Origin of the sequence: Wenyingzhuangia gilva (assembly GCF_030519655.1) — a bacterium.
GTDB classification, from domain to species: Bacteria; Bacteroidota; Bacteroidia; order Flavobacteriales; family Flavobacteriaceae; genus Wenyingzhuangia; species Wenyingzhuangia gilva.
Genome location: NZ_JAUMIT010000003.1, coordinates 39,736 through 66,491, shown reverse-complemented (window position 1 = coordinate 66,491; position 26,756 = coordinate 39,736). Strand labels below are relative to the sequence as shown.

Annotated in this window: 25 protein-coding genes; 8 read left to right on the top strand and 17 right to left on the bottom strand. The window is 31.9% G+C overall.

All coding sequences use genetic code 11. The annotated features are described in order from the left end of the window. Positions 1–56: 56 nt before the first annotated feature. Positions 57–1,385: a sugar MFS transporter gene (locus QVZ41_RS07360; RefSeq protein ID WP_302883918.1), complete on the top strand. Its 1,329-nt coding sequence runs from the start codon at positions 57–59 to the stop codon at positions 1,383–1,385. Between the two features lie 109 nt (positions 1,386–1,494). Here QVZ41_RS07360 and QVZ41_RS07355 read toward each other — a convergent pair whose 3' ends face one another. Then, on the bottom strand, positions 1,495–2,004 hold the full coding sequence (locus QVZ41_RS07355) for a flavodoxin (RefSeq protein ID WP_302883917.1): 510 nt from the start codon (positions 2,002–2,004) through the stop codon (positions 1,495–1,497). Positions 2,005–2,139: 135 nt separating this feature from the next. Between QVZ41_RS07355 and QVZ41_RS07350 the strand changes: the two genes are divergently transcribed. Further along, on the top strand, positions 2,140–3,141 hold the full coding sequence (locus tag QVZ41_RS07350; protein WP_302883916.1) for a DnaA ATPase domain-containing protein: 1,002 nt from the start codon (positions 2,140–2,142) through the stop codon (positions 3,139–3,141). 1 nt (position 3,142) lies between these two features. On the opposite strand, the gene QVZ41_RS07345 is transcribed toward QVZ41_RS07350, so the two are convergent. Further along, positions 3,143–3,874, bottom strand: a complete 732-nt coding sequence (locus tag QVZ41_RS07345) for a helix-turn-helix transcriptional regulator (protein ID WP_302883915.1) — start codon at positions 3,872–3,874, stop codon at positions 3,143–3,145. Positions 3,875–4,195: 321 nt separating this feature from the next. Between QVZ41_RS07345 and QVZ41_RS07340 the strand changes: the two genes are divergently transcribed. Continuing rightward, on the top strand, positions 4,196–4,543 hold the full coding sequence (locus tag QVZ41_RS07340; RefSeq protein WP_302883914.1) for a hypothetical protein: 348 nt from the start codon (positions 4,196–4,198) through the stop codon (positions 4,541–4,543). A 2-nt stretch (positions 4,544–4,545) separates the two neighbouring features. On the opposite strand, the gene bshC is transcribed toward QVZ41_RS07340, so the two are convergent. The 5 genes from bshC to QVZ41_RS07315 all read right to left on the bottom strand — a co-directional run bounded on the left by bshC (position 4,546) and on the right by QVZ41_RS07315 (position 8,419). Next, positions 4,546–6,150 (bottom strand): bacillithiol biosynthesis cysteine-adding enzyme BshC, encoded by a 1,605-nt coding sequence (gene bshC, locus QVZ41_RS07335; protein WP_302883913.1) that lies wholly within the window; start codon positions 6,148–6,150, stop codon positions 4,546–4,548. 109 nt (positions 6,151–6,259) lie between these two features. Next, positions 6,260–6,994, bottom strand: coding sequence for a Dph6-related ATP pyrophosphatase (locus tag QVZ41_RS07330; RefSeq protein WP_302883912.1), 735 nt, complete (start codon positions 6,992–6,994; stop codon positions 6,260–6,262). 96 nt (positions 6,995–7,090) lie between these two features. Further along, positions 7,091–7,348, bottom strand: a complete 258-nt coding sequence (locus tag QVZ41_RS07325) for a DUF6952 family protein (protein WP_302883911.1) — start codon at positions 7,346–7,348, stop codon at positions 7,091–7,093. Then, the gene (locus QVZ41_RS07320; RefSeq protein WP_073119268.1) at positions 7,329–7,640 is read right to left on the bottom strand and encodes a thioredoxin family protein; all 312 of its coding nucleotides are present in this window, start codon (positions 7,638–7,640) and stop codon (positions 7,329–7,331) included. Before QVZ41_RS07320 ends, QVZ41_RS07325 begins: the two co-directional genes overlap by 20 nt. 137 nt (positions 7,641–7,777) lie before the next feature. Continuing rightward, positions 7,778–8,419: a peroxiredoxin gene (locus tag QVZ41_RS07315; protein WP_302883910.1), complete on the bottom strand. Its 642-nt coding sequence runs from the start codon at positions 8,417–8,419 to the stop codon at positions 7,778–7,780. 228 nt (positions 8,420–8,647) lie between these two features. Between QVZ41_RS07315 and msrA the strand changes: the two genes are divergently transcribed. From msrA to QVZ41_RS07295, 4 genes are all read left to right on the top strand, one after another. Continuing rightward, on the top strand, positions 8,648–9,232 hold the full coding sequence (gene msrA, locus QVZ41_RS07310; protein ID WP_302883909.1) for a peptide-methionine (S)-S-oxide reductase MsrA: 585 nt from the start codon (positions 8,648–8,650) through the stop codon (positions 9,230–9,232). 59 nt (positions 9,233–9,291) lie between these two features. Next, the gene (locus QVZ41_RS07305; RefSeq protein WP_302883908.1) at positions 9,292–9,588 is read left to right on the top strand and encodes a phosphoribosylpyrophosphate synthetase; all 297 of its coding nucleotides are present in this window, start codon (positions 9,292–9,294) and stop codon (positions 9,586–9,588) included. 173 nt (positions 9,589–9,761) lie between these two features. Beyond that, positions 9,762–11,453 (top strand): TrkH family potassium uptake protein, encoded by a 1,692-nt coding sequence (locus tag QVZ41_RS07300; protein ID WP_302884184.1) that lies wholly within the window; start codon positions 9,762–9,764, stop codon positions 11,451–11,453. Positions 11,454–11,460: 7 nt separating this feature from the next. Continuing rightward, positions 11,461–12,141 (top strand): potassium channel family protein, encoded by a 681-nt coding sequence (locus QVZ41_RS07295; RefSeq protein ID WP_302883907.1) that lies wholly within the window; start codon positions 11,461–11,463, stop codon positions 12,139–12,141. A gap of 393 nt (positions 12,142–12,534) precedes the next feature. On the opposite strand, the gene QVZ41_RS07290 is transcribed toward QVZ41_RS07295, so the two are convergent. From QVZ41_RS07290 to ligA, 8 genes are all read right to left on the bottom strand, one after another. Further along, positions 12,535–13,479 carry a hypothetical protein gene (locus QVZ41_RS07290; protein WP_302883906.1) on the bottom strand — a complete coding sequence of 315 codons (945 nt, stop codon included), beginning with the start codon at positions 13,477–13,479 and terminating at the stop codon, positions 12,535–12,537. Between the two features lie 576 nt (positions 13,480–14,055). Beyond that, a complete protein-coding gene (locus QVZ41_RS07285; RefSeq protein ID WP_302883904.1) occupies positions 14,056–14,955 on the bottom strand; it encodes a helix-turn-helix domain-containing protein in 900 nt (299 codons plus the stop codon). Positions 14,956–14,995: 40 nt separating this feature from the next. Beyond that, positions 14,996–15,814: an oxidoreductase gene (locus tag QVZ41_RS07280; RefSeq protein ID WP_302883902.1), complete on the bottom strand. Its 819-nt coding sequence runs from the start codon at positions 15,812–15,814 to the stop codon at positions 14,996–14,998. A gap of 727 nt (positions 15,815–16,541) precedes the next feature. After that, positions 16,542–17,624 carry a ligand-binding sensor domain-containing protein gene (locus tag QVZ41_RS07275; protein WP_302883901.1) on the bottom strand — a complete coding sequence of 361 codons (1,083 nt, stop codon included), beginning with the start codon at positions 17,622–17,624 and terminating at the stop codon, positions 16,542–16,544. Positions 17,625–17,780: 156 nt separating this feature from the next. Further along, positions 17,781–18,929, bottom strand: a complete 1,149-nt coding sequence (locus QVZ41_RS07270; protein ID WP_302883900.1) for an epoxide hydrolase family protein — start codon at positions 18,927–18,929, stop codon at positions 17,781–17,783. 416 nt (positions 18,930–19,345) lie between these two features. Beyond that, the gene (locus tag QVZ41_RS07265; RefSeq protein ID WP_302883899.1) at positions 19,346–20,158 is read right to left on the bottom strand and encodes a hypothetical protein; all 813 of its coding nucleotides are present in this window, start codon (positions 20,156–20,158) and stop codon (positions 19,346–19,348) included. Positions 20,159–20,588: 430 nt separating this feature from the next. Continuing rightward, a complete protein-coding gene (locus QVZ41_RS07260) occupies positions 20,589–21,431 on the bottom strand; it encodes an AbiJ-NTD4 domain-containing protein (protein WP_302883898.1) in 843 nt (280 codons plus the stop codon). A 1,056-nt stretch (positions 21,432–22,487) separates the two neighbouring features. Then, positions 22,488–24,485, bottom strand: a complete 1,998-nt coding sequence (gene ligA, locus QVZ41_RS07255; protein WP_302883897.1) for an NAD-dependent DNA ligase LigA — start codon at positions 24,483–24,485, stop codon at positions 22,488–22,490. Positions 24,486–24,564: 79 nt separating this feature from the next. Between ligA and QVZ41_RS07250 the strand changes: the two genes are divergently transcribed. Beyond that, positions 24,565–25,104, top strand: coding sequence for a rhomboid family intramembrane serine protease (locus tag QVZ41_RS07250; RefSeq protein WP_302883896.1), 540 nt, complete (start codon positions 24,565–24,567; stop codon positions 25,102–25,104). A gap of 43 nt (positions 25,105–25,147) precedes the next feature. Here the strand turns inward: QVZ41_RS07250 and hpf are convergent, their stop codons facing one another. Then, positions 25,148–25,450 (bottom strand): ribosome hibernation-promoting factor, HPF/YfiA family, encoded by a 303-nt coding sequence (hpf, locus tag QVZ41_RS07245; protein ID WP_302883895.1) that lies wholly within the window; start codon positions 25,448–25,450, stop codon positions 25,148–25,150. A gap of 54 nt (positions 25,451–25,504) precedes the next feature. Continuing rightward, on the bottom strand, positions 25,505–26,599 hold the full coding sequence (locus tag QVZ41_RS07240) for an alkene reductase (protein ID WP_302883894.1): 1,095 nt from the start codon (positions 26,597–26,599) through the stop codon (positions 25,505–25,507). Positions 26,600–26,756 lie beyond the last annotated feature (157 nt).

Below are 26,756 nucleotides of genomic sequence, written 5' to 3'. Positions count from 1 at the left end.
TCTCCTCTTTTATTTATATTTCAAGTAAAATCCAAAACCTCATAAATTTTATAGACATGTCTAATACAAACGCTTCAACGGTTCAAGAGAAAAACAGTACGCTAGTTCCTATTTTAATTATAGCAGGACTATTTTTTATCTTTGGATTTGTAACCTGGATTAACGGAGCTTTAATCCCTTTTATGAAAGCCATTAATGAACTAACATCAGCTCAATCACTTTTGGTAGCTTCTGCTTCTTATATTTCTTTTGTAGTGATGGCTATTCCTGCTTCTTACATTTTAAATAAAATAGGTTATAAAAAAGGAATGTCTTTGGGTTTGTTTGTGATGGGAATTGGAGCCTTGGTTTTTATTCCTGCTGCAGAGGCAAGAACTTATTGGATGTTTTTAACTGGAATTTTTATTCAAGGAGCTGGAATGACTTTGCTTCAAACAGCCTCAAACCCATATATTACTATTTTAGGACCTATTGATAGTGCTGCAAAGCGTATTGCTATTATGGGAATTGCCAATAAAGTAGCTGGAGCATTGGGATCTATTATTTTTGGAGCTTTATTATTATCTGGAATTGATGAAATACAGGAAAAATTAACAACTGTTACTTCTGCTGAAAAAACAGAATTATTGAATACCATGGCAGATAGTGTAGTCACTCCATATATTGTGATGGCTATTGTATTATTTGTTCTTGGAGTTTTAATTAGAAAAGCCCCTTTACCGAATGTAGAAGCGGAACCTATAGAAGAATCTAAAGATGGAACAACTAACAAAACGAGTATTTTTCAATTTCCTCATTTATGGTTGGGAGTGTTGACTTTGTTTATGTATGTAGGTGTAGAAGTTATTGCGGGTGACACCATTATTGCTTACGGTATTTCTTTAGGAATTCCAACTGCTGATGCAAAATTCTTTACCACATTTACCTTAATGGCCATGGTAGCTACTTACGCTTTAGGAGTCATATTAATCCCTAAAATTATTAGTCAAACTACCGCTTTAAAATTAAGTGCCTTGTTAGGAATTATCTTTTCTTTTTGTATTGTTTTTACCTCAGGAATCACTTCTGTTTTATTCGTTGCTGCTCTAGGAGTTGCTAACGCTTTAGTATGGCCTGCAGTTTGGCCTCTAACTTTAAACGGATTAGGTAAGTTTACCAAAACAGCTTCTGCCCTATTAATTATGGCCATTTCGGGTGGAGCTATCATTCCTCCTCTTTATGGAAAATTAGTTGACAGCAACAAAGTAGTATATCTAGCACAAGGAATGAATGATGCTTTGGCAACAGCTACAGCATCAACAAAAGGATATTGGATTTTATTGCCTTGTTATATCATTATTTTATATTATGCCACGGCAGGACATAAATTGGGTCTAAAAAAATAGATCAAATCACACAAAATAAAAACCTATCACTAAAAAAGTGATAGGTTTTTCCAAAAAATGATACTTGATTGACCAAACCAAGTACGTATTAACAAATAAACAAATTATCTTATATAGCGTCTTTTACCAACTGTAACCAGCTATTTATTCTTTCTTCATTTAAATTTGACTCGTTATCATTATCCAAGGCCAATCCATAGAAATATTCCTCATCATTAGGAATAATAGCTTTTGATTCTGTATGTCTATATCCCTCAACAGGCCATTTGGCTACGACTTCTCCACCATTTTGTAAAATTACTTCTGCCAAAATTCCAACGCCATCAATAAAATACTCTGCATATCCAATTTGATCTCCTAAACCATATATTGCTACTTTTTTCCCTGTAAAATCAATGTTTTTAAACTCCTCAAAAAAAGCTTCCCAATCACTTTGTAAATCTCCATCATACCAAGTAGACAAACCAAGGATAATGGTATCATACAATTGAAAATCACTTACAGTTGCTTCTGAAATCTCTTTGACAACTATATTGTCAAAAGCCTCAACAATATCATGTGTTAATTCCTCTGTTATTCCTGTATCTGATCCAAAAAACAATCCTATTTTCTTTTCCATTATGTATTACTCTTAAAATTGTTATTCAAATGTAATAATTATTTTTATCAGTTCTAAATAAAAATAAGTTTATATTAAAAACAAAGCTTAATTTTGCAAACAATTGATCATCAATCATTTTTTATAAATAGATAAATGAAACGTGTTACTGCTAAAATTTTTATGGAACAATTGATCTTTGCTGATTTATTAGGAAAAGATTCGCAAAGAGGTGTTAGTTTAACTTATGCATGGTTAGCCAATCAACTTGGTCATTTTAGTTTAGGCTTTTTCCCTACCATAGTATTTAGTCTTATTTTTAAAAAATTTGAGACTCCTATATATTATAGTATTTATGTGATGATATTTTGGATAATCTTTGAAACGTTAAATCTTACCATCCCCATATTTATCAAACAAAAGTACTGTTATTTTAAACCCGATTGGAAACATTTAATTTTTGATACCATTACAGATCTTTTATATTTTAGCTTAGGGGCTTTAGGAGCTGCTTATTTATTGACTGAAGATAAAATGATAGGTATTATAACCATAGTAATATTACTCTTGTTATTTTATCCTTTTATTTATTGGTATACCCTTAGAATTTATCAGCAATATGCTTTTTTTCCTTTTCAATTTAGATTGTCTCAATGGATTGGTGCTATAGATGATGTAGAAAAAAATATCATTTTAAATTTTGTAAATAAGAAACCTCAAAATCAGCGAAACCATTTACTTATTTTTGGGAATGTGAACGAGGGAAAAACAAATTTAGGAGTTGCCATTGCCAATGAATTGGCTCTTAAAAAACAAAGTTGTACTTATATAACTGCTACTAAATTATATAGTTTGTTTTATAAAAATCATGAAAACAATGATTTAATATGGAACTGGAAAAGTTGTGATTATTTAATTATAGATGATATTAACCCCGACAATCTTAAACACAATAAATTAATTACTCCAAAAGAATTTTTAAGCTATGTAGATAGATTTACTCCAAAAAACACGCATAACAGAAATATTCTAAAAAACAAAAATGTTATTTGGATTTTGGGAACCAATGAAACCAAACAAAGAGAGGAATGGCGAATGGTATTACAAACTATTGGTGTTGCTAAAACTGATATTTACAGTGTAGATTTATCAGATTAGTTTAAAGAATGTTATTTTCATAAGCAAAACTAACCAAATGAGGTAAACTTTTTACATTAAACCTTTTGTACATAGGAATAATTCTTTTTTCAATAGCAGATTGAGAGACATTTAATTCATCAGCAATTTCTTTAAAAGCATAACCTTTAGCTGCTAAATACAATGCTTCTTTTTCTTTTCTAGAAATAGCATAGTGCTGAAATAATTCTTTATTTAATGCAGCTTCAAAATCTTTTACTTTAGGACCATAAGCAGCATATTGCATAATATCGCCCAACTTTAAGGTTTTTATTACATGAGAAATTCCAATAATTTCTTCTATTTTTCCATTACATGCTTTGTGAACAGCAACCCTAGAGAATAATGGCACTACATGACCTTTTTTATGAAACTTCTCAAGTTCTAAAGTAAAACTATATTTTTCTAAATCTTTGTCTATTTTATTCAGAAACATCATGGCTTTATCATTCAATTCGCTTGAAAATTTTAAAAACTTAGGCGTTGTAATGCTTACTATGGTCATCATGGTTATTTCATCATCCTTATACCCCAAAACATCTTCCCAACCAGCAGCATAAACCATTCTATTTTCTTTAAAAGAATAAACATAAACTGCCTGATCTTTAAAATTGGGTAATGTATTTCTATAATACTCATATGACTTATGAGAGTCATCTAAAGGGATGTCTGTAATCAACCTTTTTGAATATTCTCCTAACTTCTGATTTTTCATTTTCTTTAACTTAACAAAAAACTGCGTTAAAACGCAGTTGACAATTCTTTAAATGAATCGTAATTTCGTTGCGTAAGGTACATAAAATCTTATTTTTTTAAAATAAAAAATAGCTATAGTCTATGGGTTGAGCTTTTTTTTATGAATTGGATGTTAAAAATGCTATGAAAAAGAATTTTAATGATATCCATAAACAAAGTGTTAGTTTTTATTTTTAAAACTAGCACTTTTGTTTTTTTACCAGTCTTTTTTCTTTTAATGCCTTAATTATTTATTTTTATTAATTCTAAATAAATATTATATTTGAGCAAAAATATAAAAATGAGATCTATCAAAACCATTTATGAAAACATAATAGGCATTACTTTTGAATTGCTTAATGAAGAGAAGAAATCAATAATAGTCCTCGAAATTGGTAGTGTAAGCTTTATGATTAATCATAAAGAATTATCAAACTTTATTAAATCGATGGAAGAAATTATATCACATTACAAGAACTGTAACTGTTCTAAGGATCTAAAAAACAAAATGGTAGTGTATCAAGCTGATTGCACTGAAATTAGAATGAAACTTAGCTATGATGAACTATTCCTCTTGAAAGATTTATTAAAAGGAACAAAGTTTAAACTAGAAATGGATGATATATTAAATAATTACAGAATAAAATAATATTATGCTGGTAAATAAACTACTGTAAATTGTTGTTCTAAAGGTTTTAAACTTTTGAATAAAATAATCAATAATTCTTTTCCGTAAGATTCGTAATAATCAGCAAAATTACGCTGTCTTTCTTCTAAAGATTGATTTGGAAATAATTCGTTTTGTAACAATTCAATTCTAGTGACCAAATCGTACATTTTTTTCTTCTCCGCTTTTAACAATCTTTTTTCAAGATGATCTAAACCTTTTAATTGCTTTTTTTCTTGTGCTTTTACTGCACCAATAAAAGAAGCATCGGTTTTACTAGCAAGCATTTCTAATTCCTTAAAGTTTTCTTCTAGCTGTTTTCGTTTGCTTTCAAAATCAAAATGGATGTTTGATTTTTCATTTACTTTTTTGGAAATCAACTCATTTTGAGACAAGAACAATTCTTGTAAAGTAAGGTTTAATTTCTCTGATTTTTTTTGTTGTTTTTTGGTAACCAACAAAGCTGAATTACGCATCAACAACATTGGAAATGGGATATTAAAAGCTTTAAAAGTTGATTTTAATTGCATCCAATAAGCCAACTCTCCTCCTCCTCCAACATAGCAAAGATTTGGTAAAATAACTTCTTGATACAAAGGCCTTAATAAAGCATTTCCTGAAATTACATCTGTTACGTTTTCTTTTTCTTCAAAAATAGCTTCTGCAGATGAAAAGCTTAAAGAGGTATTGTTTACCGTATAAACATCGTCTTTTTTTAATATTCTTTCTCGATAACCATTCCCTATGTAAAACAAGTTAATTTCTCTAGGGTGTACTTGGTTTGGATAAGATTCACGAGCCAGTTGCTCACTTGTTCTGGTTACTTCTTTAAAACTGGTTTGCTCTTTTAATTCTTGTAATGCATAAGGTTTGAATAATGATTTTAATTGCTGATCATCTCCATCAACCACAACTAAGCCATATTCTCCAAACAATTCATTCACTAAATAACGAGAAGCCTCCGTTAAATGATCATGCTCTAAATAAGCTTTTTTAAACAACTCTCTTAATTCATTTGCGTTGATGCTTGAATTTAATAAACTTGAAAAAGTTTCAAAAACAGCTTCTAATCCATCCGTAGACAAACGACCCACAGCTCCACCAGCCTCTTTTTCCCAAATTACTTTTTCACTTTTAAAATTAAAATATTGAATTTCTTCAAAATCATGATCTTCTGAAGCCATCCAATAAATAGGGACAAAATTCTGTTTTGGATACTTTTCCTTTAACTCTTTACACAAATTGATTACCGATACAATTTTATACAAAAAGTACAAAGGCCCAGAAAACAAATTTAATTGATGTCCAGTAGTAATGGTGAAAGTATTCGGTAAAACTAAATTGTTGATGTTGTGTTGTGTAAGCGTACTTAGTGTTATGTTTTGATATTGCTGCTCTAAAGCATTAACCAAAACTTTTCTGCTTTCTACAGGAAAAGAATCTGATTTTTCCTGAATCTGAGCTTCAAAATTATCTATGGATGGAAAACGATGATAAAAAGGCTGAATACTTTTTTTTTGCTCTAAATAATCTAACATGATTTTAGAAAAATATCCGGTCTCTTTATAAGGTATTTGTATACAATCCATAGGTAATTATTGCTCTGAGGTATGTCGTAAAAAATTACTTTTATTACGAGGGTGAATTTACAAAAATCACAATTAAATAAATCTAATTGATCATCAAACTTGTAATTTTTTAATTGGTAACAGGTAAAAGATCACAATACCAAAAACCTGTGTCCCAATTTACCTCTTTGTCTTTTTGATAACAATTGTCATCATCATTTTCTGAGGGTTGGTAGGTTCTGTGTACTTTCTCCCCAACAGAAAATGGTACAGGTGTTTTAAAAATAGGACCGTCAAAAACAAAAGTGTGGAATTCTCCATTTTCACCACACACATCTACATTTTCTGGTAAATCATCTATAAACTGTTCGTCTATCACTCTACCCACAAAACTTTTATCTAAATATTGTGCATTTACACAAACTGTAATCGCTTTAAAACCTAAAGACAAGAATTCTGTTAACAAGGCTTTGGTATCTTGTTTCCACAACGGATATACGCCCGTAATTCCTACTTCTGATAATTTTGTGTCTCTATAAGCTTTTAAATCTTCTAAAAAAATATCACCAAAAAAACAATGTTGATAATCATCTTTAATAATAGATGCCATAGCATTACGCATGGTTTCATCATATTCTTTCATGGTTACATTTCCAGAAAATTCAATTTTACGCAAAGGAATTCCAATAGCTGCTGCCTGAGCATCTAATAATTCTTCTCTTAAACCGTGCATAGAAACACGATTGACATCTTTGTTGATATTGGTCAACAAAAAATCAACCTGATAGTCAGATTGATTCAATGTTTTATATAAAGCTAAGGACGAGTCTTTTCCAGAACTCCAATTAAAATAGGCTTTCTTCATTTTTTTTGTTGATTTGTTTAATTGTGTAACCGTTTAATTGTTTTGTTTGTTTTTCTAATATCAACTCAACAACTAAGCGTATCAACAGATAAACAATTACTGATCTATAGATCCTAAAACACGTTTCATAAAACCGTTTAAGGCTTCTTTTTGAGGAACTCCGTTTTTAATTTCTTTGTCTACCTCAACAGCACCATATAAATTAGAGATAATTTCTCCAATCACATCTAATTCTTCATCTTTTAAAGAACTTACTTCTGTAAGTGCTTCTAAAGTTTCAATGGTTTCGTGTATATAATCTACATCGTTCTCAGCAATAAACTGAGTCATGTGTTTAATTATTGGCAATTTCATCTATAAATGATTTTAAAACGTCTGCTTTGTTTGTTTGAGTTTGGTTAACCAATTCTCCATTTTTAAAAGCAGCGAATGTTGGTAAATTATTTACGTTCGCTAATTTTCTTGATTCAGGATTTTTCTCTGCATCAATCACAATAAATTCAGCTCCCTCTACTTCAGTAGAAAACTTTTTGAACTTTGGTTTCATAATTCTACAGTTTCCACACCATCCGGCAGAAAATTGTACAAATACCAAACTGTTATTGTTTACTTCTTCTTGAAGCGTATCTGTTGTTAATTCTTTCATAATCAATATTCATTTTAAAAGTGAAACCTCTAAATAATAGGTGTTAAAAAACCGGATGATTGATTTCATCAACTTTAAACATCCGGTTATTTTTTAATTAGGAATTACAATAAATCATAATTCTTAATTATTATGATTTAGTTTTTAGCTAAGTAAGCAGCAGTTCCTTTAGCGTTTGCTTGCATTGCTTCTTTACCTTCTTCCCAGTTTGCAGGACAAACTTCTCCATGAGATTGTACGTGAGCATAAGCATCAATCAATCTTAAGAATTCGTTTACGTTACGTCCAACTGGCATGTGGTTAATTCCTTCGTGGAATACAGTTCCTTCTTCATCAATTAAGTAAGTAGCACGGTAAGTTACGTTGTCTCCTTCTTTAACGTAAGTTCCAGTTTCTTCGTTAAATGTTTCGCTAGCAATGTCTAAAATTCCTAAAACTTCTGATAAGTTACGGTTAGAATCTGCTAACAATGGGTAAGTTACACCTTCAATTCCTCCGTTGTCTTTTGCAGTACTTAACCATGCAAAATGTACTTCAGGAGTGTCGCATGAAGCTCCAATTACAATAGTATTTCTTTTTTCAAACTCACCTAAAGCTGCTTGAAAAGCATGTAATTCTGTAGGACAAACAAAAGTAAAATCTTTTGGATACCAGAACAATAATACTTTTTTATTGTTTTTTTGAGCTTCTTCTAAAACGTTTACTTTAAAAGTATCTCCTAATTCGTTCATTGCATCTACTGCTAAATTTGGAAATTTTTTCCCAACTGCTGTTGCCATATTTATTAATTTTTAAATGATTTATTTTTTATTTGTAGGACAAATTTACGTCCAATGTTGAATAAAACAAGTCGATTTCTATCTAATGTTTTTATTGCAGTATTGATTTTATTTATGGTTTTAAATTAAACATCAAGTTTTCTTATTTTAATCTAATAAGAATAGTATTTATGGGCTCTTGTAATGAAACAATTAACCTGTCGACAAAGGCTAAAAACAATATTTAATATGAGAACTTTATTAGTTGCGCTATTTATTTCTAGCTCCCTTTTTTCGCAAACCACAAAATTACCTACCAATAAAAATTTAAAAGTAGCATACTTTGCTAGCGGATGTTTTTGGTGTGTAGAGGCTATATACGAAAGTGTTCCTGGAGTTAAAGAAGCCATTTCTGGATATGCTGGTAGTGATGTTAAAAATCCTACATATAAAACCATTCACAAAACCGGACATGCCGAAACTGTTGCCGTGTATTACGATCCACTAGAAATTGATTATGCTGAATTGGTAAATGTGTTTTATTTATCACAAGATCCAACCACTGTTGGACAAAATCCTGATTTTGGTAACAGTTATCGTTCAATCATTTTTTATAGCAATGAGCAAGAACATAAAATCGCACAAGCAAAATTTAACTATGTTAACAAACTTTTTAATGGAAAAGCAGTCACGGAAATTAAGATGATTGACCATTTTTATCCTGCAGAAGATTATCATCAAAACTACGAGAAAAATCACCCTGAAAACTCCTATATAAAAGCAGTTTCTATTCCTAGACTAAACAGATTTAAAGCAAAATACTTTAAAAAGTAAATAAGAGAGTATTATAAAGTCTCGCTCATTTTTTGTAACTTAAAATAAAATCACAAAAAATGGAAACTCAAAATTTTGAAACACTTTCTGAAGCTATCAACAATCTAACTCAAAAAGGATATACTGATAATTTTGTAGCAAACGACACTTGTATAAAGGCTCTTTATGCTAAAAAAGAATACCAACCAAATGATTTAAAAGTTGATAGTTTTTACAGATTTGAAGGAATTACAAACCCATCAGATCAGTCAGAATTATTTGCTATTTCTACCCATGATGGCATCAAAGGAACACTGACCATGTCTTATAGTGCTAATCATTCACAAAATATTGAGTTAATCAAACAAATAAAATAAGTTTATCGCTCGTAATATAAGGAGGAAATTGATTTTAGATAGATGATTCCATCTTCCTAAATTATTATTACTTTTACACCTTCATTAATTATTATGTTTTGAAAGAAAAACTAATCAATAGCATCAACCATCATCTTATTTACAGAATTGCTTTTTTATTAAGCCTTTTAGGAATGGTTGTGTTGGTTATAGATTTTGGATATACACAAACCAAAGACTTACAAGTTTCTGTAAACGAAATTTATTTTGTGGTGTTAATTACAGGACTTATAGCCACAGCTTTAAGATATATCAAACAAAGTAAGGTCTTAAGAAAAAATGTTATTTTTTTTGATGTGATTAGTATTATTGTAATACTTTTTATTATTTATTTTCACTTTTTTTCAGAACAATCTCAAAAGCAACTTTCTTTATTCTATGATGATATATGGATGAAACTTGCCATTATCTTAACGTTTATTAGAGAGTTTGCCGAACGTAAGGTAACCTACAAAAGAAAATTTTTAAATCCAGCCCAACTTTTTATCCTTAGCTTCTTTTTACTCATTGTAATAGGAGCTTTTTTATTGATGCTACCCAATGCAACCTATACAAACATTTCTTTCTTAGATGCCCTGTTTACCTCTACCAGCGCTGTTTGTGTTACTGGTTTGATTGTAGTAGATACTGGAAGTTTTTTTACCGACTTTGGACAAACCATTCTAGTTATTTTAATACAAATTGGTGGTTTGGGAATCTTAACTTTTGCTAGTTATTTTAGTTATTTTTTTAAAGATGGTGCTACTTATGAAAACCAATTGGTTTTAGGTGACATGACCAATTCTAAAAAACTAGGAGAAGTATTTACCACCTTAAAAAGAATTTTATTCATCACCTTTTTTATAGAATCTATTGGAGCACTATTAATTTATACTAGCTTAGATGAAAGTTTATTCAACTCATTATTAGAAAGAATTTTCTTTTCTGCCTTCCACTCCGTTTCAGCGTTCTGTAATGCTGGTTTTTCTACTTTGCCAAATAGTTTGTACGAAACTGGTTTTAGATATAACTATACTTTACAGACCATTGTTATTGCCATTTTTATGTTAGGTGGCTTAGGATTTCCTATTGTTGCCAACTTGGTAAAATACACCAAGTATTTTATCATCAGCAGGTTGTTTAGAAAAAAACAGATTAGCTACAGACCATGGGTGCTAAATATTAACAGTAGAATTGCTTTAATTACCACAATATCATTAACCGTTTTTGGAACAATTATCTTTTTTATAAACGAATACAATTACATCCTTACCAGTCAAAAAGGAATTGTAGGGAAACTTGTTGCTTCATTATTTGCAGCCACTACTCCAAGAACATCTGGCTTTAACACCATTGATACTGGAGCTTTACAAACCTCATCCATCCTCTTAATTATTTTATTAATGTGGATTGGGGCTTCGCCAGCTTCTACAGGAGGGGGTATTAAAACCAACACCTTTGCCATAGCCACTTTAAACTTTTTTAGTTTGGCAAAAGGAAAATCTAGAATAGAAATATACCGAAGAGAAATTGCAGAAGTTTCTATCCGTAGGGCTTTTGCAGTCATCTCATTATCTTTAGTAGTCATAGGGTTTGGAATATTTGCCATCTCTGAATTTGATCCACAACTAGATTTACTAAGCATTGCTTTTGAATGTTTCTCTGCTTATAGTACCGTAGGGTTAAGTTTGGGAATTACGGCTAGCTTAAGTAGTTTTAGTAAATTTGTACTTATCATCATCATGTTTATTGGTAGGGTAAGTATGTTGTCTATTTTAATTGCAGTATTTAAAAAAGTAAAACATAAAAACTACCGTTATCCAACGGAAGAAATCACGATAAATTAAGAACGAAATGAAGTATATTATTATTGGTCTTGGAAACTTTGGTTCTTCTTTAGCAGAAAAGCTAACCGAACAAGGAAATGAAGTGATTGGAATAGATACCGACATGTCTAAAGTAGATGCTTTTAAAGAAAGAATTACCCACACCATTTGTATGGATGCTACTGATGAGTTTACCGTTTCTGGATTGCCTTTAAAAGATACTGATGTGGTAGTGGTAGCAATTGGTGAAAACCAAGGAGCAAATGTAATGACCACTGCTTTATTTAAAAGCTTAAAAGTTAAAAGGTTGATTAGTAAAGCAACCAATAAAATTCACAAAAGAGTTTTACAAGCTATTGGGGTAGATGAAATTGTATTACCCGAAGAAGAATCTGCAGAACGTTGGGCTAAAAAATTGTGCTTAAAAGGAATGGTAAATTCTTTTGAGTTGAGTAGTGATTACAGTATTGTACAGGTAAATATGCCTGAAAAATACAGCGGAAAAAGTATTCTAGACATCAACATTAAAGAAAACTATAACCTGTTAGTATTAACCACAATTTCCCATAGAGAAGTTGATACCGCTATTGGTAAAAGTAGAAATGTAACTACGGTTAGAGGCTTGGCAGACCCTAACGATATTCTTTATAAAGAAGATGTTTTGGTAGTATATGGTGCTAATAAAGACATACAACGATTTTTAAAATAACTAAAAAGTTTTTTTCGTGAACCTGAACTTGTTTAAGGTTCTCATGGATACTATCTCACAGTTTTAATTCTAAAATAAATATAGAATCAGGTTTTCTAATATTTCTCTCGTTTCTACTTTATTAATGTTCTGTAACCTACTTTTGATTCCTCATATAAAAATACAATTTGAAATCAATTCGTAACAGTATTTTATAACGTTTAGTATATGGCAAGTAGGGCAGTAGAAAGCAATAAACTTTCAATTTTGTACTGAGCCAAAGCGTTGTATTTTGTTTTTAATTTAATCATTCTTAAAAGCCAAATCTACGATTTGGCGGTGTTTGTAAATAGCAGTGGACTTTCGCAAACCACCAAACGCCCTATTTGCTATATATCGTGTTAGCTTTAGTTTTTAAAAAGTCATTTTCATTTCTTGCCATTCTGTTATTTTAGTCTTGTCTGCGTTATGCGGTATATACATTTTGTTTATATCAATTAACTCTGGTTTTGTTATTAAAATATTTGATAATGGGCTTTCATTCCAAAACTCATGATAAGGTCCAAACTGGGCATGCAGTAAAATTAACAATGCAGATACTGATTCAATTGCACGGAGTAAGCTAGCTGAGCTTAATTCATCCTCTCTGTTATGTTTTGTCTTGTTATAAGCATCATACCAAGGGATACTTTGAGTTGGCGAACTTGAATCCCAATTTTCAAATGGGCGATATTCATTTATGTCAGGGTAAAATTCAAATTTAACTGTGTAATGTGATAATTGTAAAGGCTCATGGAGTTTCACATAATCTTGTGTATTCATTCTGTCTCCTCTAGGACTAGCGTAGTCATTAGCTCTTAATATACCTGCTAGATTAGTTTCTACTTCCATACAAGTTAGCAATAATAGATTCCTTATTTCATGACCGTAAGAATCTAGGTTGACTAAGTTCGGTTCAATTGTTTCAAAGATTACGAGTAGTTTTTTTACTAAAATTGATGCTGTAGTAACTGCTTGTCTTAAAACACTATTGTTGAAGGTAGGTTCTCCAATAGACTTAAAATTATCTTCCAAACTTCCTATTCTCCATATTCTTGGATAAAAACATCCTGGTTTATGAGAAATGGCTTGTTTATTTATTATTCCAAAATTATTATCACTTCTTCTGCCTAATAATTCTGTTAATCCCTCTTCAAGAGTTTTTCCAGAGTTGTCAATTCCAGAGCATTGATTTAACATTGCTTTACGCTGTATGTCATATCTCCACATGTAAAGATTATCGTCAACTATATAGGTGAAATGAGGATGCCCATGAAATCTATGGCCTGCTTCAAATTCAAATGTTATTACATCAATCATGTTTTGGTTTAAATTAAAGCTAACAAGTGATATCAAAACTAAAAGTAATAATTAAAACTAATATATACAGGCTATCACAACCTTTTATCTTTACCGTTTTATCAAAATCAACCAAATGGAAAAGTGATCGCATTCTGGAGCGGACTCTAGAACCATACCTTTCACGAGTTGCAGTTAGTTGAATAAATGTAATAAAGTTTTGAAAACCTCCTATCCCCCCGCTATGACTTATACATCGTGTTGTATGCTGGTGTTCATTGCTCAAAGTCAATCTGTTTCAAGTTTTTACAAATCTAATATTTTATCTTAATCAACTTGAAATGATGTTGATTCGAAGCACAAATTTATTTTGCTATTTGTGGATAATGAAACACAAAACTTCCTTTAAATGAAGTGTTTAAAGCTGACTTTTTAAGCTCTTTGGCAAGTTTTGGACTGAGCATGACTTGGTTGACTTACCAATGTGTTTAAAAAATTAGGGTTGCCTTAACTGTCACACAAAGTAAAAATGAATTATTAAACTTCTGATTGTAAAGTTAACTTTCAAGAAATAATAACAACAGGAATGTCGTTTTTCTAATTCAGCAGTTTATATTCACTCGGAGACTTCCCCGTTTTACTTTTAAATAATTTTGAAAAATGCGAAGGATATTCAAATCCTAAATCATAAGCGATTTCACTAACAGTTTTGGTTGTGCCCAAAAGCATTGTTTTGGCTTTATTCACAAGGGCTAAATGAATATGTTCCTGAGAGTTTTTCCCGGTTTGATTTTTTAATACATCTGTGAGATAAGTTGACGAAAGATTCAGTTTATCCGCAAAATAGCTTACAGTTGGTAAACCGCTTTCAACGAGGTTGTTTTCGCTAATATATTCTCTCAGCAAGCCTTCAAAACGTTCAATGATGCCAGAATTTACTTTCTTTCGGGTAATAAATTGCCGTTGATAAAAGCGTTTGCTGTAATTGAGCATCAATTGAATAGAATCAACAATCAATTCCTGCGTATGATGGTCGGTATTCTGATGATACTCTCTACTGATATTATGAACACTAGTTTTAAGTATTTCATTTTCCTCCTCAGAAATATGCAAGGCCTCATTGGTCTCATAATGAAAAAAGGAATAATCTTGAATTTTTTTAGCTAAATCAGTTCCATATAACAAGTCGGGATGAAAATATAAAGCCCATCCATCATTAATTTTTAAATCAGGATTTGAAGATAACACCTGACCCGGAGCATGAAAAATTAAAGATCCTTCTTGAAAATCATAAATACTACGACCATATTTTAAGGTTCCTTCAAAACTTTTACATACAATGGCATAAAAGTTCATGGCGAAAAAAACCTCTTTTGCCTGAGTCTCTGTATTTATCTTAGTAAGGTCAACAAGTGTAATAAGGGGGTGCTTAGGTTTTTCATAACCCAACATCGCATGTAATTCACTAATCGTTTTTATTTTTTTTATTACTGTCATAATTGTACATTTTTAACCTAAACACTCCCTTTTCAATTTGTTATTTACCTTGAGCTTCTTCTGATACAGTACGCCACTCTTTCCAGGTACTTAACCTTTGCTGATAAATAGAATCTATCATTTCAACAGTTCCTTTACCTAATAATACACGCAAAGGTGGATTTTCAGCATCAATCACTTTGAGAACAGCAGGGCCAGTAGCTAATGGATCACCTGATTCATAACCAGCAAATCCCTCGTAAAAAGTTTTACGCAATTCCTCGTATTCTTCCATAGGTGTACTCATCGATGCAGATGTTGTCCCCCAATCGGTTGAAAAACTACCAGGCTCTATCAAAGTTATGTTAATTCCAAAACCTTTCACCTCCTGACTCAAGGATTCACAAAGGCCTTCCACCGCCCATTTGGATGCATGATAAACACTAATAATTGGGAATGCTGCCACGCCACCAATGCTGGATACTTGAAGAATATGACCTGATTGCTGTTTACGCATAATAGGCAGTACTGCCTGAATTACCCAAAGAGAACCAAACACATTGGTCTCTATTTGATTTCTGGCCTCTGCTTCACTGGTTTCTTCAAGAAAACCAAAGTGTCCGTAACCAGCATTAGAAATTAATACGTCAATGCTACCAAATTGTTCATTCGCCTGATTTACTGTATCAAAACACTGCTGGCGGTTATTCACATCCAGTTTCAAGCCTAAGAAGCTATCTTTGTATTGCTCAGTCAAATCTTTGATGTCATCAAGGTTTCTTGCTGTACCTGTAACTTTATCACCACGTTTCAAAGCTGCTTCAGCCCATACGCGTCCAAATCCTTTAGACGCTCCTGTAATAAAAATTGTTTTTGCCATTGTTTTAATTTTTAAAATTTACAAATACAAAACTACAATTAGAACAAATGATGGACATATATCTATTTCGGATGGTCATATACATTTCTCTGATTCAATATTTTAAAAAGCACGCATGGTATAAAACTGGGAATATCTTTAAGTTTTGCATTGATGCGATGGGAAAAACAACTCTTTTGCAAACTTTGTTTTGAAAGGGAGCCTGCAGCGGTTTGCAAATGTGCTGTTTTGTAGGTGGGGTTTTTAATGTTTTACGCGGGGAGAAAAAACAAAATAAATTCACACCAAAATGCATTGCCCTATAAACGGAGTACTAATCCAATCAGTCCGTTTTTTTTTGATTATTTCAATTTTCTGGTATTGCATCAATATGTTGAGCCGTTTTTTCACACTTGCATACAACCAAATGGTATCAAAACTAAAAGTAATAATTAAAACTAATATATACAGGTTATTACAACCTTTTAGCTTTTACTGTTTTATTAAAATCAACCAAATGGAGGAGTAATCACATTCTGGAATGAACTCTTGAACCATGCCTTTCACCAATTTCTGTTACATTAAAGTTAGTTTGTACTTAGAATTCTTGAACGTTTGGTATATGAAAAGTGGCGTGTTTGAGTGCGAGGATTTTCAGAAGGAAAATCAGAAGCTAGCAAACGAGCAACTAACTTTGGTTTAGCATAAAACTAACATTTTTTTATATACTTTGTTCTCTATAGGTTTTTCAATCACATTTAAAACTTATTTTTATAAGACCATAATCAGGTGCGGCAAGCCATACTGTTTCCCCATCTATTTCTATATCACTAATGTATAAATTGGGGAAGTTTTTATTAGATAATACAAACCATTTTTCTCCATTATAAACGGATAATTGATATCTCAAATTAAATGTTGGTTCCACAGATGTAGCAACCCAAAGATTACCATTACAATCAAACTCCATCGCGGTAACTCTGTTTGATGTTTCGCCAGAGTTTGCAGGATTGTGGTCTATGAAATCATCGTTGATTAAATTTTGTATTCCTCCGTGAAGATCTTCATCTAGATAAACAGGGGCATTAGTTCCCGACCATATATTCCCTGATGCATCATTTTTTATTATTGTTATCCAATTATAATTCAAATTAGAGTTATCTGTATTATAAACCTTTTCCTGCCCATCAGTACTTTTTCTCCAGATTCCACCTAAACCATTTACCATTCCTAGTCCAGCCCAAACTGTTCCGTCTTCAGAAATGTGAACATCGTTTATAATTCCGTTAGGAATATCACTATTATCAGGAGTATATAGTTGCCTATTATTTGCTGTTTGATTAAATCTCATCAGACCGCCCTCCTCAGAATTGCCGTTTCCAAACCATATATTATTACTTTCATCTACAGCAATGCAAAGTGCATTGTTTAATATCATATCTGAGTTTGTTGAATTATATACAGTTAAATCTGTTTTATATTTGAATAAGCCCTTTGCTGTTCCTCCCCACACGAATCCGTTATTATCAGAATCTATAGCATAGATTACGTCATCAGGCATTGTAGAGTTTTCGGTTGTCAATTGTGTTATATCTTCACCTTCAATTTTCATCAACCCATTACCAAAAGTGCCAACCCATAGTACGTTGTCTTCATCAATATGAAGCCGAAAAGGCTTATCAATGGTAACTCCTTCAATTTCTGTAATCAACTCCCAGGGACTTATACCCAATGGGTGGTTTGTCTCCGAAAAGTTATTTTCTTTAGTACAACTATTTAATATTAAAAAAGATAATATTAAAAACAGGTATATAGCTTTCAATTTATTCATTTTTTTAATTCATAGAGAACGGTAAATTGTATGAGTAGTGGCAGATTTCGTGGTAGTTTCCTGTCAAACCGCTTTGCAGTTTGAGCGAGCTACAAACCTTGATTTTTAGAACTTTGCCTGCCATTACTTATACAAAATGTTAGCGGTAGTGCTTAATTAAACTTTCAAATGTCGATAAAATTTACAAATATCTTCAACAAACAAGTCTGGCTCTTCCATTGCTGTAAAATGTCCTCCGCGAGGCATCTCTGCCCAATGTATTACATTCAAATTTTTTATTGTCCATTCCTTAGGTGGCAATAAAATATCTTGAGCAAATAAAGCAATACCAGTTGGTACCTCTATTTTACCCATTGGAGGCAGAGAATGTGTATTTTCGTAGTATATATTTACCGAAGAACTTAGAGTATTCGTTAACCAGTAAATCATTACATTGGTCAATAGTTCATCTTTACTATACGAATTTTCAAGCTGACCTTTGCAATCACTCCAAGAACGAAATTTTTCAAGAATCCATGACGCTGTACCAACCGGAGAGTCCGAAAGTCCGTAGGATAATGTTTGTGGTTTTGTTGATTGAATAGATATATAGCCAGCTTCCTGAGCCATCCATTGTTGAGCAGTCTTTTTGTAGGCCATTTCTGCCGTGGATAGTTTGCTTTCATCAGGTGCCATTAAAAGGTCTCGAATAATACCAACGTCTGTCAGGTGGATACCAATTAATAAGTTTGGATGATTTAGAGCCATATAACGGGTAACACCTGAACCTATATCGCCACCTGCTGCTGCAAATTTGGTATAACCTAATTTTTCAGTCATCAGTTTCACCCATAATTCAGCTACATAAGCATTATTATATCCACTATGTTCCGGCTTATCTGAGAAACCAAATCCAGGTAAAGATGGAATAATTACATCGAAAGAATCGTTTGGGTTGCCTCCAAAACGGGCAGGGTCTGTAAGCTTGTTTATGATTTTTTTATAACGAAGAAAACTATCAGGCCAACCATGTGTTAAAATGATTGGTGTCGGATTTTCCCCTTTTCCTTTTTCCCAGATAAAGTGAATATTAATTCCGTCAATTTTGCATTTAAATTGAGAATGACTGTTCAACTCTTTTTCCTGAGCACGCCAGTCATAACCATTCTGCCAATAATCAACAAGAGACTGTAAATAGTCCTTTTCCATTCCTCTTTCCCTGTCTGAGTCTTTTAGTTGTTTAGGCCATCGTGTATTGGATAATTTGGAAGAAAGTTCCTCCAATACACTATCCGGTATTTGGATTAGAAATTTTTGAAGTGTCATATTAATCCTGAATTTATCTATTTTCTAATATTGTTTTTGATTCCAGCAAAACTGATAGCGCTTTGTTTACCGACGTTTCCTTCCATTACCGCTAACAAGTGATATCAAAACTAAAAGTAATAATTAAAACTAACATATACAGGTTATTACAACCTTTTATCTTTTACAGTGTTTGTCAAAATCAACCAAATGGAGGAGTAATCGCATTCTGGAGCAGACTCTAGAAACCATGCCTTTCACTAATTTCTGTTGCATTAAGGTTGGTTTGTATTTAGAGTTTTTGAACGGCTCGGCTATGAGTAGTTGCGTGGGTTAGCACTTAACTTTGCAAGTACACACCAAACTGAAAATCCGCGAGGATTTTCAGAAGTAGGCGAGAACGAGCAATTACTTATAGCCAATGTTGGGCATAGTTTTTAATTTTCAATCCAACTGTAAAATTTGATATTATTCCAACTATATATTGAAATGGTAACTCCAGAATTCTCTTCGATATTTTCGGAAGAATAATCATTCAGTAAATTAGCCAAATTGTTAAATTCTTCGGAATTCGAATATTTATAGTATTTAGAAGGGTGGTTTACCCAATTTCCATCAGTTGTTTCTGGGTAAGGTATTCTCCCTTCTCCTTCAAATTCAAATTCTATGAAATTAGGATTTTGCTCTATAATCGATGAAAAATCTGTGTAAATGTTTGTGTTATTTGTATTAGTTCCGCAAACATATGCGAATGAATTTTTAGGAATTCTAAAAGTTTTGTCGTAAGAAGAAGTTGTGAAATTATTTTCGATATCCGTTAACGATATTTTTTGTTCATTAATGTCTATAGAGTACTTATCAATTACAGTTCCATTTAAAAAGGTTATTTTATTTGTGTTTTCAGGTAATTCTATATAGGATGTTGCAGATCCCATTGCAGTAAAACATATTTCGGGTTCAATTATCTGCTCAAATCTTATAATTAGTTCATTACCATTTATAAATTGAGTAGTAGACAATCTGTAGTTAATACAAGGGAATATTTCAGAGGTAATTAATTTTAGTCCTAAAACTGGTTCTTGAATTTCGTTAGTTGTATATGTTTCTTCCACCATAAAATTAATTTCTGAATCAATAGAGTTCTGAATTATATATTCGGCATAATCAGAATCATTCAGAACTTCATCATTATCAGAGCCACAACCTAAAAGAGTAAATCCAATTAAACTAAAGATTAATAATTTTTTCATATCGATTGTTTAAAGATTAGATGCGATTTTTTCCATTTGGTTGCGTCAAATTATGCCCAACAAGTGATATCAAAACTAATATATACAGGTTATTACTACCTTTTAGCTTTTACTGTTTTATTAAAATCAACCAAATGGAAGAGTGATCACATTCTGGAGTAGACTCTAGAACCATACCTTTCCCAAATTTCTGTTGCATTAAGGTTGGTTTGTACTTAGAAATTTTTAACGGTTTTGGCTAGGCTTTGTGCGGGATTGAAAATCGGCCAGATTTTCGAACACGGACTAAGCCGAAGCTTTTTGTTTGGGTTTGTTTCTTTGGTTTCACAAAGCCAAATCAACAAGATTTGGCGACCTAGTAAATATACACAAAACTTTGAAGTTAGCATAAAACCCGCATGAAGTTTAGCCGGTGTTGTATGCAGTTTTTTTAGCTTTTATTAATTAAATAATTCACAAATGCTGAGCAAGTAACTAACATAAAACGTGCTTCTTCAATTTCAATATTTATATCTTTTTCAAGTAGAGAATGTCTTATTCCTCCTTCACCTGATGTATATCCATAGAGAGCACTAAAAGCAGATTTTAAACTATTAGGAATTTGATGTTTTTTTTCAATAACTTTTAATGCCTGACCTAATGTTGTCTTAGGGTCATTAACTAAGATTTTAGATAAAGCTTCAACAGCTGAAATAGATTCTTTTATAGAATTACGATAATCTGGGTTTTTTCTATCAGAATAAAGTTCAATAGAACGTTTTAGATGTTCTTTTACAGGTCTAAATTCATCTAAATTATTTATAGCGTTTTCAATTTCAATAATTTCTTCTTTTGAATTTATTTCAACCAAATTTCCATTAACAAATCTATAAGCGGATAATTCACGTTTCAGAAACTTATTTGTGATTTCTTGAAAATTATTTTTATAGGTAGAACAAAATTCTATAAAATCAAAAATTAAAAACCAATCTGCTTTAAAAAACCATTCTCGAACAACATTCGTGGCATTAGTTTTATGAACTTTTGAACTATAAAAAGGTAAATTGTCAATAGGATATTTAAAAAAATGTATCCATAAATCTTTAAAAAAAATTGTTAAATCAGTATTTTTTTTAGCTTTTCCGTATACATCATAATCCAATTCATTACTTAAATTATCTATAAGTAATTCTCTAACTATAGTCCACAAAGAATTTCTCAAATCATTACTTAAGCCTTCTTTTTCTAATTCTGTTTTCATAGGTGATTTCCCTATTCTTTGTGAAAATTTCATTTATTTTTTTCGTTTAAAATTGCATACAACAAATAATATCAAAACTAAAAGTAATAATTAAAACTAATATATACAGGTTATTACAACCTTTTATCTTTTACCGTTTTTGTAAAAATCAACCAAATGGAAGAGTAATCGTATTCTGGAATGAACTCTTGAACCATGCCTTTCACTAATTTCTGTTGAACTAAAACTAAAGTTCAGCAAATTCTATTTCATCATTCACACTTAAAAATTGTCTGTCCTCCCAAGGGTTTTTGTAATTTGTCATATCTACCTGATTTAAAACCACACTACATCCATAATCAGCCTGTATAATACATGCCTAATCATTTCTAATACAGTCATTGCATTTTCGTCAGGTTTCCAAATCTTAATACTCTTCCTTCTTATTTCATTAAAATTTAAAATGATGAATTCAGTTTGAGTCATTTTTTTATTGTTTCTGAATATCGTTTTACATTAAAGCCACTACCTGCTATAAGTACCTGTTTTAATTTCTTACCTGAAAATAAATTTAAAATGAATTCACAACTTAAATATCTTGTTTTATAGGAGCTAAAATACTTACCATAATTAACCAACAATGATAACACAAGCTGACTTTTTTTGACCTTTATAGACACAAAATGAAACACGCTGACACATGGTGATACAAAAATGCATTTTTCAAGGGGTTTTGTTCGGGTTTTGTTCGGGAATCCTTCGGGAACGCTTCGCCTGTATTTTTTAAAAATAGAAGTTTTTGGGAGAAACCCCGAAGGATACTCCTACAAAACCATACTGAAAAGATAGTTTACCTCTGTTTTTCCATAATCTTTGTATAGGGTTTTAGGTCTTCGAGCGTGGTTGCAGATTTCTATGACGTAACCAAACGATTTTGGAATAAATTTTCAGATTTAATAATAGCAAAAATGAGGTGTATAATTTTGTTTCTGACAGCACTCGAACACCGTGTAAGTTTATATAATTACGTGTATAGTCATAAGGTCTTCGAGCGTGGTTGCAGAGCGGAGACGAAGTGCAGTCGAGAAGCACAATATTACTATCAAAAATTTAAATCATCGCTAAAAAATCATCTTCTGATATAATAGCAATCCCTAAATCTGTGGCTTTTTGTAGTTTGGCAGGCCCCATATTGTCTCCTGCAACAATATAATCTGTTTTCTTAGAAATAGAACTACTTACTTTTCCACTATTGTCTTCTATCAATTTTTTTAATTCGTTTCTAGATACTTTGTGAAACACTCCTGATACTACAAATGTTTTGCCAGCCAAAGTATCTGTCTGATTTTGCAAATCTTCTTCAGACAAAGAAAATTGTAATCCGTAATCTTTTAAACGAGCAATCAACACTTGGTTTAAAGGTTCTTTTCTAAAAGCAATAATACTTTCAGCAATTCTCTCCCCTATTTCATCTACAGCAATCAGTGTTTCTAAATCTGCTTCAAATAAATCATCTATGTTTTTAAAAGCTTTGGCTAATTTTTTAGCCACTGTTTCTCCCACATAACGAATTCCCAAGGCAAACAATACTTTTTCAAAAGGCATTTGTTTAGAAGCTTCAATTCCCGCAACCATGTTGTTGGCAGATTTTTCGGCCATGCGCTCAAGAGGAATAATTTGCTCCGCTTTTAAATCATATAAATCAGCATAATTTTCAATCAACTTTTCTTTACAAAGTAAATCCACAGTTTCTGCTCCCAAACCATCAATATTCATGGCTTTTCTACTGATGAAATGGATAATTCTTCCCGCTACTTGTGGAGCACATCCATATTCATTTGGACAATAATGCTTGGCATCTCCTTCTTTTCTAACTAGTGGAGTGCTACATTCAGGACAATGAGTTGCATAAATAGTAGGCAAAGAATCCTCTGGTCTTTTGGTTAAATCTACGCCCACAATTTTAGGAATAATTTCTCCTCCTTTTTCTACATATACCTCATCACCTACTCTAATATCGTGTAATGCAATTTGATCTGCATTGTGTAAAGAAGCTCTTTTTACCGTAGTTCCTGCCAACTGCACAGGTGTTAAATTGGCTACAGGCGTAATGGCTCCTGTTCTCCCTACTTGATAAGTGATTTCATTCAACTTAGTAGAAACTTGTGCTGCCTTAAATTTATAAGCAATGGCCCAACGAGGGGATTTTGCTGTGTACCCTAATTCTTCTTGCTGACGGAAATTATTGACTTTGATGACAATTCCATCCGTTTCATATGGTAAGTCAAAACGAGCTTTGTCCCAATAATTCACAAACGTAACTACTTCCTCTATCGACTTGGCAACTTTAATAGTTTCTGGCACTTTAAATCCAACTTGTCTTGCTTTTTCTAATGCCTCGGCATGACTTTCAAATTCGTTGTTATACGTCAATACCTGATACAACAAACAATCTAACGGACGTTTGGCAACCTCTGCACTGTCTTGTAATTTTAAGCTACCACTAGCGGTGTTTCTTGGGTTTTTATAAATCTCTTCTCCCGCTTCTTCCCTCGCTAAGTTCATTTGATTGAAACCCTCTAAAGGCAAAATAATTTCTCCTCTAATTTCAAAATTATCAACAAAATCTCCTTGTAATTTTAAAGGCAAAGATTTAATGGTTTTTACATTGGCCGTTACATCATCACCTTGCACACCATCTCCACGAGTGACTGCTTTGACCAATTCTCCATTTTCATAAGTTAAATTGATAGAAGCTCCATCAAACTTTAACTCACAGGTATAAGTAATTTCCCCTTCTATAATTTTAGAAATACGCTTTTCCCAATCTAACAAATCTTCTTGACTGTAAGAATTATCTAAAGAATACATTCTGTTTTTATGAGTAACGGTCTCAAAATTTTTAGTGATGGTTCCTCCAACTTTTTGTGTGGGAGAATTGGCATCAAAAAACTCAGGATGAGCATTTTCTAAAGCTTGTAATTCTTTCAACAATTGATCAAATTCAAAATCTGAAATAGTCGCATTGTCTAACACATAATATTCATAATTATGTCTGTGCAATGTATCTCTTAAATCTGTTATCTTTTGCTGAATGGGGTGACTCATTTTGTAAAAATTTTAAGCGTAAATTTAACACGTTTATTTTAGATATTGCAAAGAATAAAAACATCTTATTACATAAATAATGACTCACAAATCCATTATATTATTTCTAGCCATTATTTATGGAGTTTCTATACTTGGTTTTCTATTCCCTGTTCTAAAACTGGGTATTCTCCCAAGAAAATCAAAAGGATTAATTGGAATTATCACCTCTCCTTTTTTTCACAACCATTGGAAACACCTACTTTCTAATACGCTTCCATTAATCGTCTTACTTTTTACGCTACAATATTTTTATGCTAGTCAAACACTATACGTTTTAACAATCATTATTTTTATGGGAGGTGGCTTACTTTGGCTTTTTGGCAGAAAAGCCAATCATATTGGAGCTAGTGGTTTGATTTATGGACTCACCGCTTTTATTATCACCAACGGATTTGTAAGTTTTAAACCCATTCCACTTTTGGTTTCCATCATCACAATTGTTGTTTATGGTGGATTGATTTTTGGAGCTTTTCCTTCAAACAAAAAAAATACTTCTTGGGAGGGGCATTTACTATATGCTGTTGCAGGAGTTTTTGCAGCATATATCTGTAAAAATGCTTATTATATCATTCATTAATCACCATAAAAAAAGCCATCATTTACTGATGGCTTACTATATTTTAATGAGAAGCTAGCTTGCTTTTCTTTTTCTTAAGTTGTGGTTCAAGTTCCTTGATGACTTCCAAAACTGCATTTTCAAAATTATCTTTACTAGCTTCTGCAAAAAAAGTAACACCATTTCCATGTATACGTATGCCACAAATAGCACCCGTTTTGTCTGATGTAGTGTTCTCTTTTTTGAAGTACACATCTGCATTAATTAAAAAATTATATTTTACATCTAAATTTTTTAACTTTTCCTTAGCATATGCTTCTAAACGGTCACTAGCTGATACGTTTGGGTATTCAAAGTTAATTTCCATATTGTTGAATTTTAGGATTTATAAATTAAACTTCACTCGGTATATTAATCTATTTTAAGCTTTTGGGTAGTCTACATAGCCTTTTTTTCCTGGTGTGTAAAATGTTTCTTCATCCCAGTCTGCTAATTCTTTATTGTTTTTAAAACGCTCTACCAAATCTGGGTTTGAGATAAATGGCTTACCAAAGGCAACCATATCTGCATTACCACTCTTTAAAACTTCTTCCGCTTTTTCTTTATCAAATCCTGCATTAATAATAATGGTTCCATTGTAAATAGGCCTAAAATGTTCTGCAATATTTGTTACGGCATAAGGTATATCAGACACATCGCTAAAAGGTTCTGACAAGTGGATGTAAGCCAAATTATAATCGTTTAATTTTTTAATGATGTACTCAAAAGTAGGAATGGTTTCTTCATCCATTTCCATTCCAAAAATATGATGTAGAGAAGGGTTAAATCTAGCTCCTATTTTTTGCTCGGGTAATACTTCTTTAACAGCATCTAATACCTCAAAGAAAAAACGAGCTCTATTTTCTATACTCCCTCCATACTTATCCGTTCTTTTGTTAGAGGTTTTATTAAAGAATTGATGAAATAAATAACCATTTGACGAATGAATTTCAACCCCATCAAAACCAGCTTCTAAAGCATTCTTAGCCGCATTCTTAAAATCTAAAATGGTTTGATCAATATCTTCCTGAGTCATTTCTTTTGGAGTTACCGTCTCTGTTTTTCCATTTTCTGTAAACACCTCTACATTAGGGTTTAATGCCGATGGAGCTAATGGCAATGCACCATTATGAAAATCTGGATGTGAAATTCTACCTACATGCCACAATTGTATAAAAATTTTACCATCCTCGTTATGTACATTTTGGGTTACTTTTTTCCAACCCTCTACTTGAGCTTTAGAATGAATTCCTGGAGTGTTAATATACCCCACAGCTCTTTTAGATACTTGGGATCCTTCTGTGATAATTAATCCTGCAGAGGCTCTTTGTTTATAATACAATCCTTGTAATTCCTCCGTAGGCTTTCTTTCATCATTTGTTGCTCTACTTCTGGTCATAGGAGCCATTACTACTCTATTATTTAAATGCAAACCATCTATATTATTAAATGGTTGTAAAAGAAAATCTGTATTCATTGTATTCTATTTTTTTATGGTTTAAACAAAAATACTTAATACATGACTTTCTTATTAGTGCATTAGATTTAGAAATGAACTCAATTGATAACTCAGTAAAATAAAAAGATCATTTTAGAAGTCTTCCCTTACAAGTTATGCGGATTTTTAAAAAAGT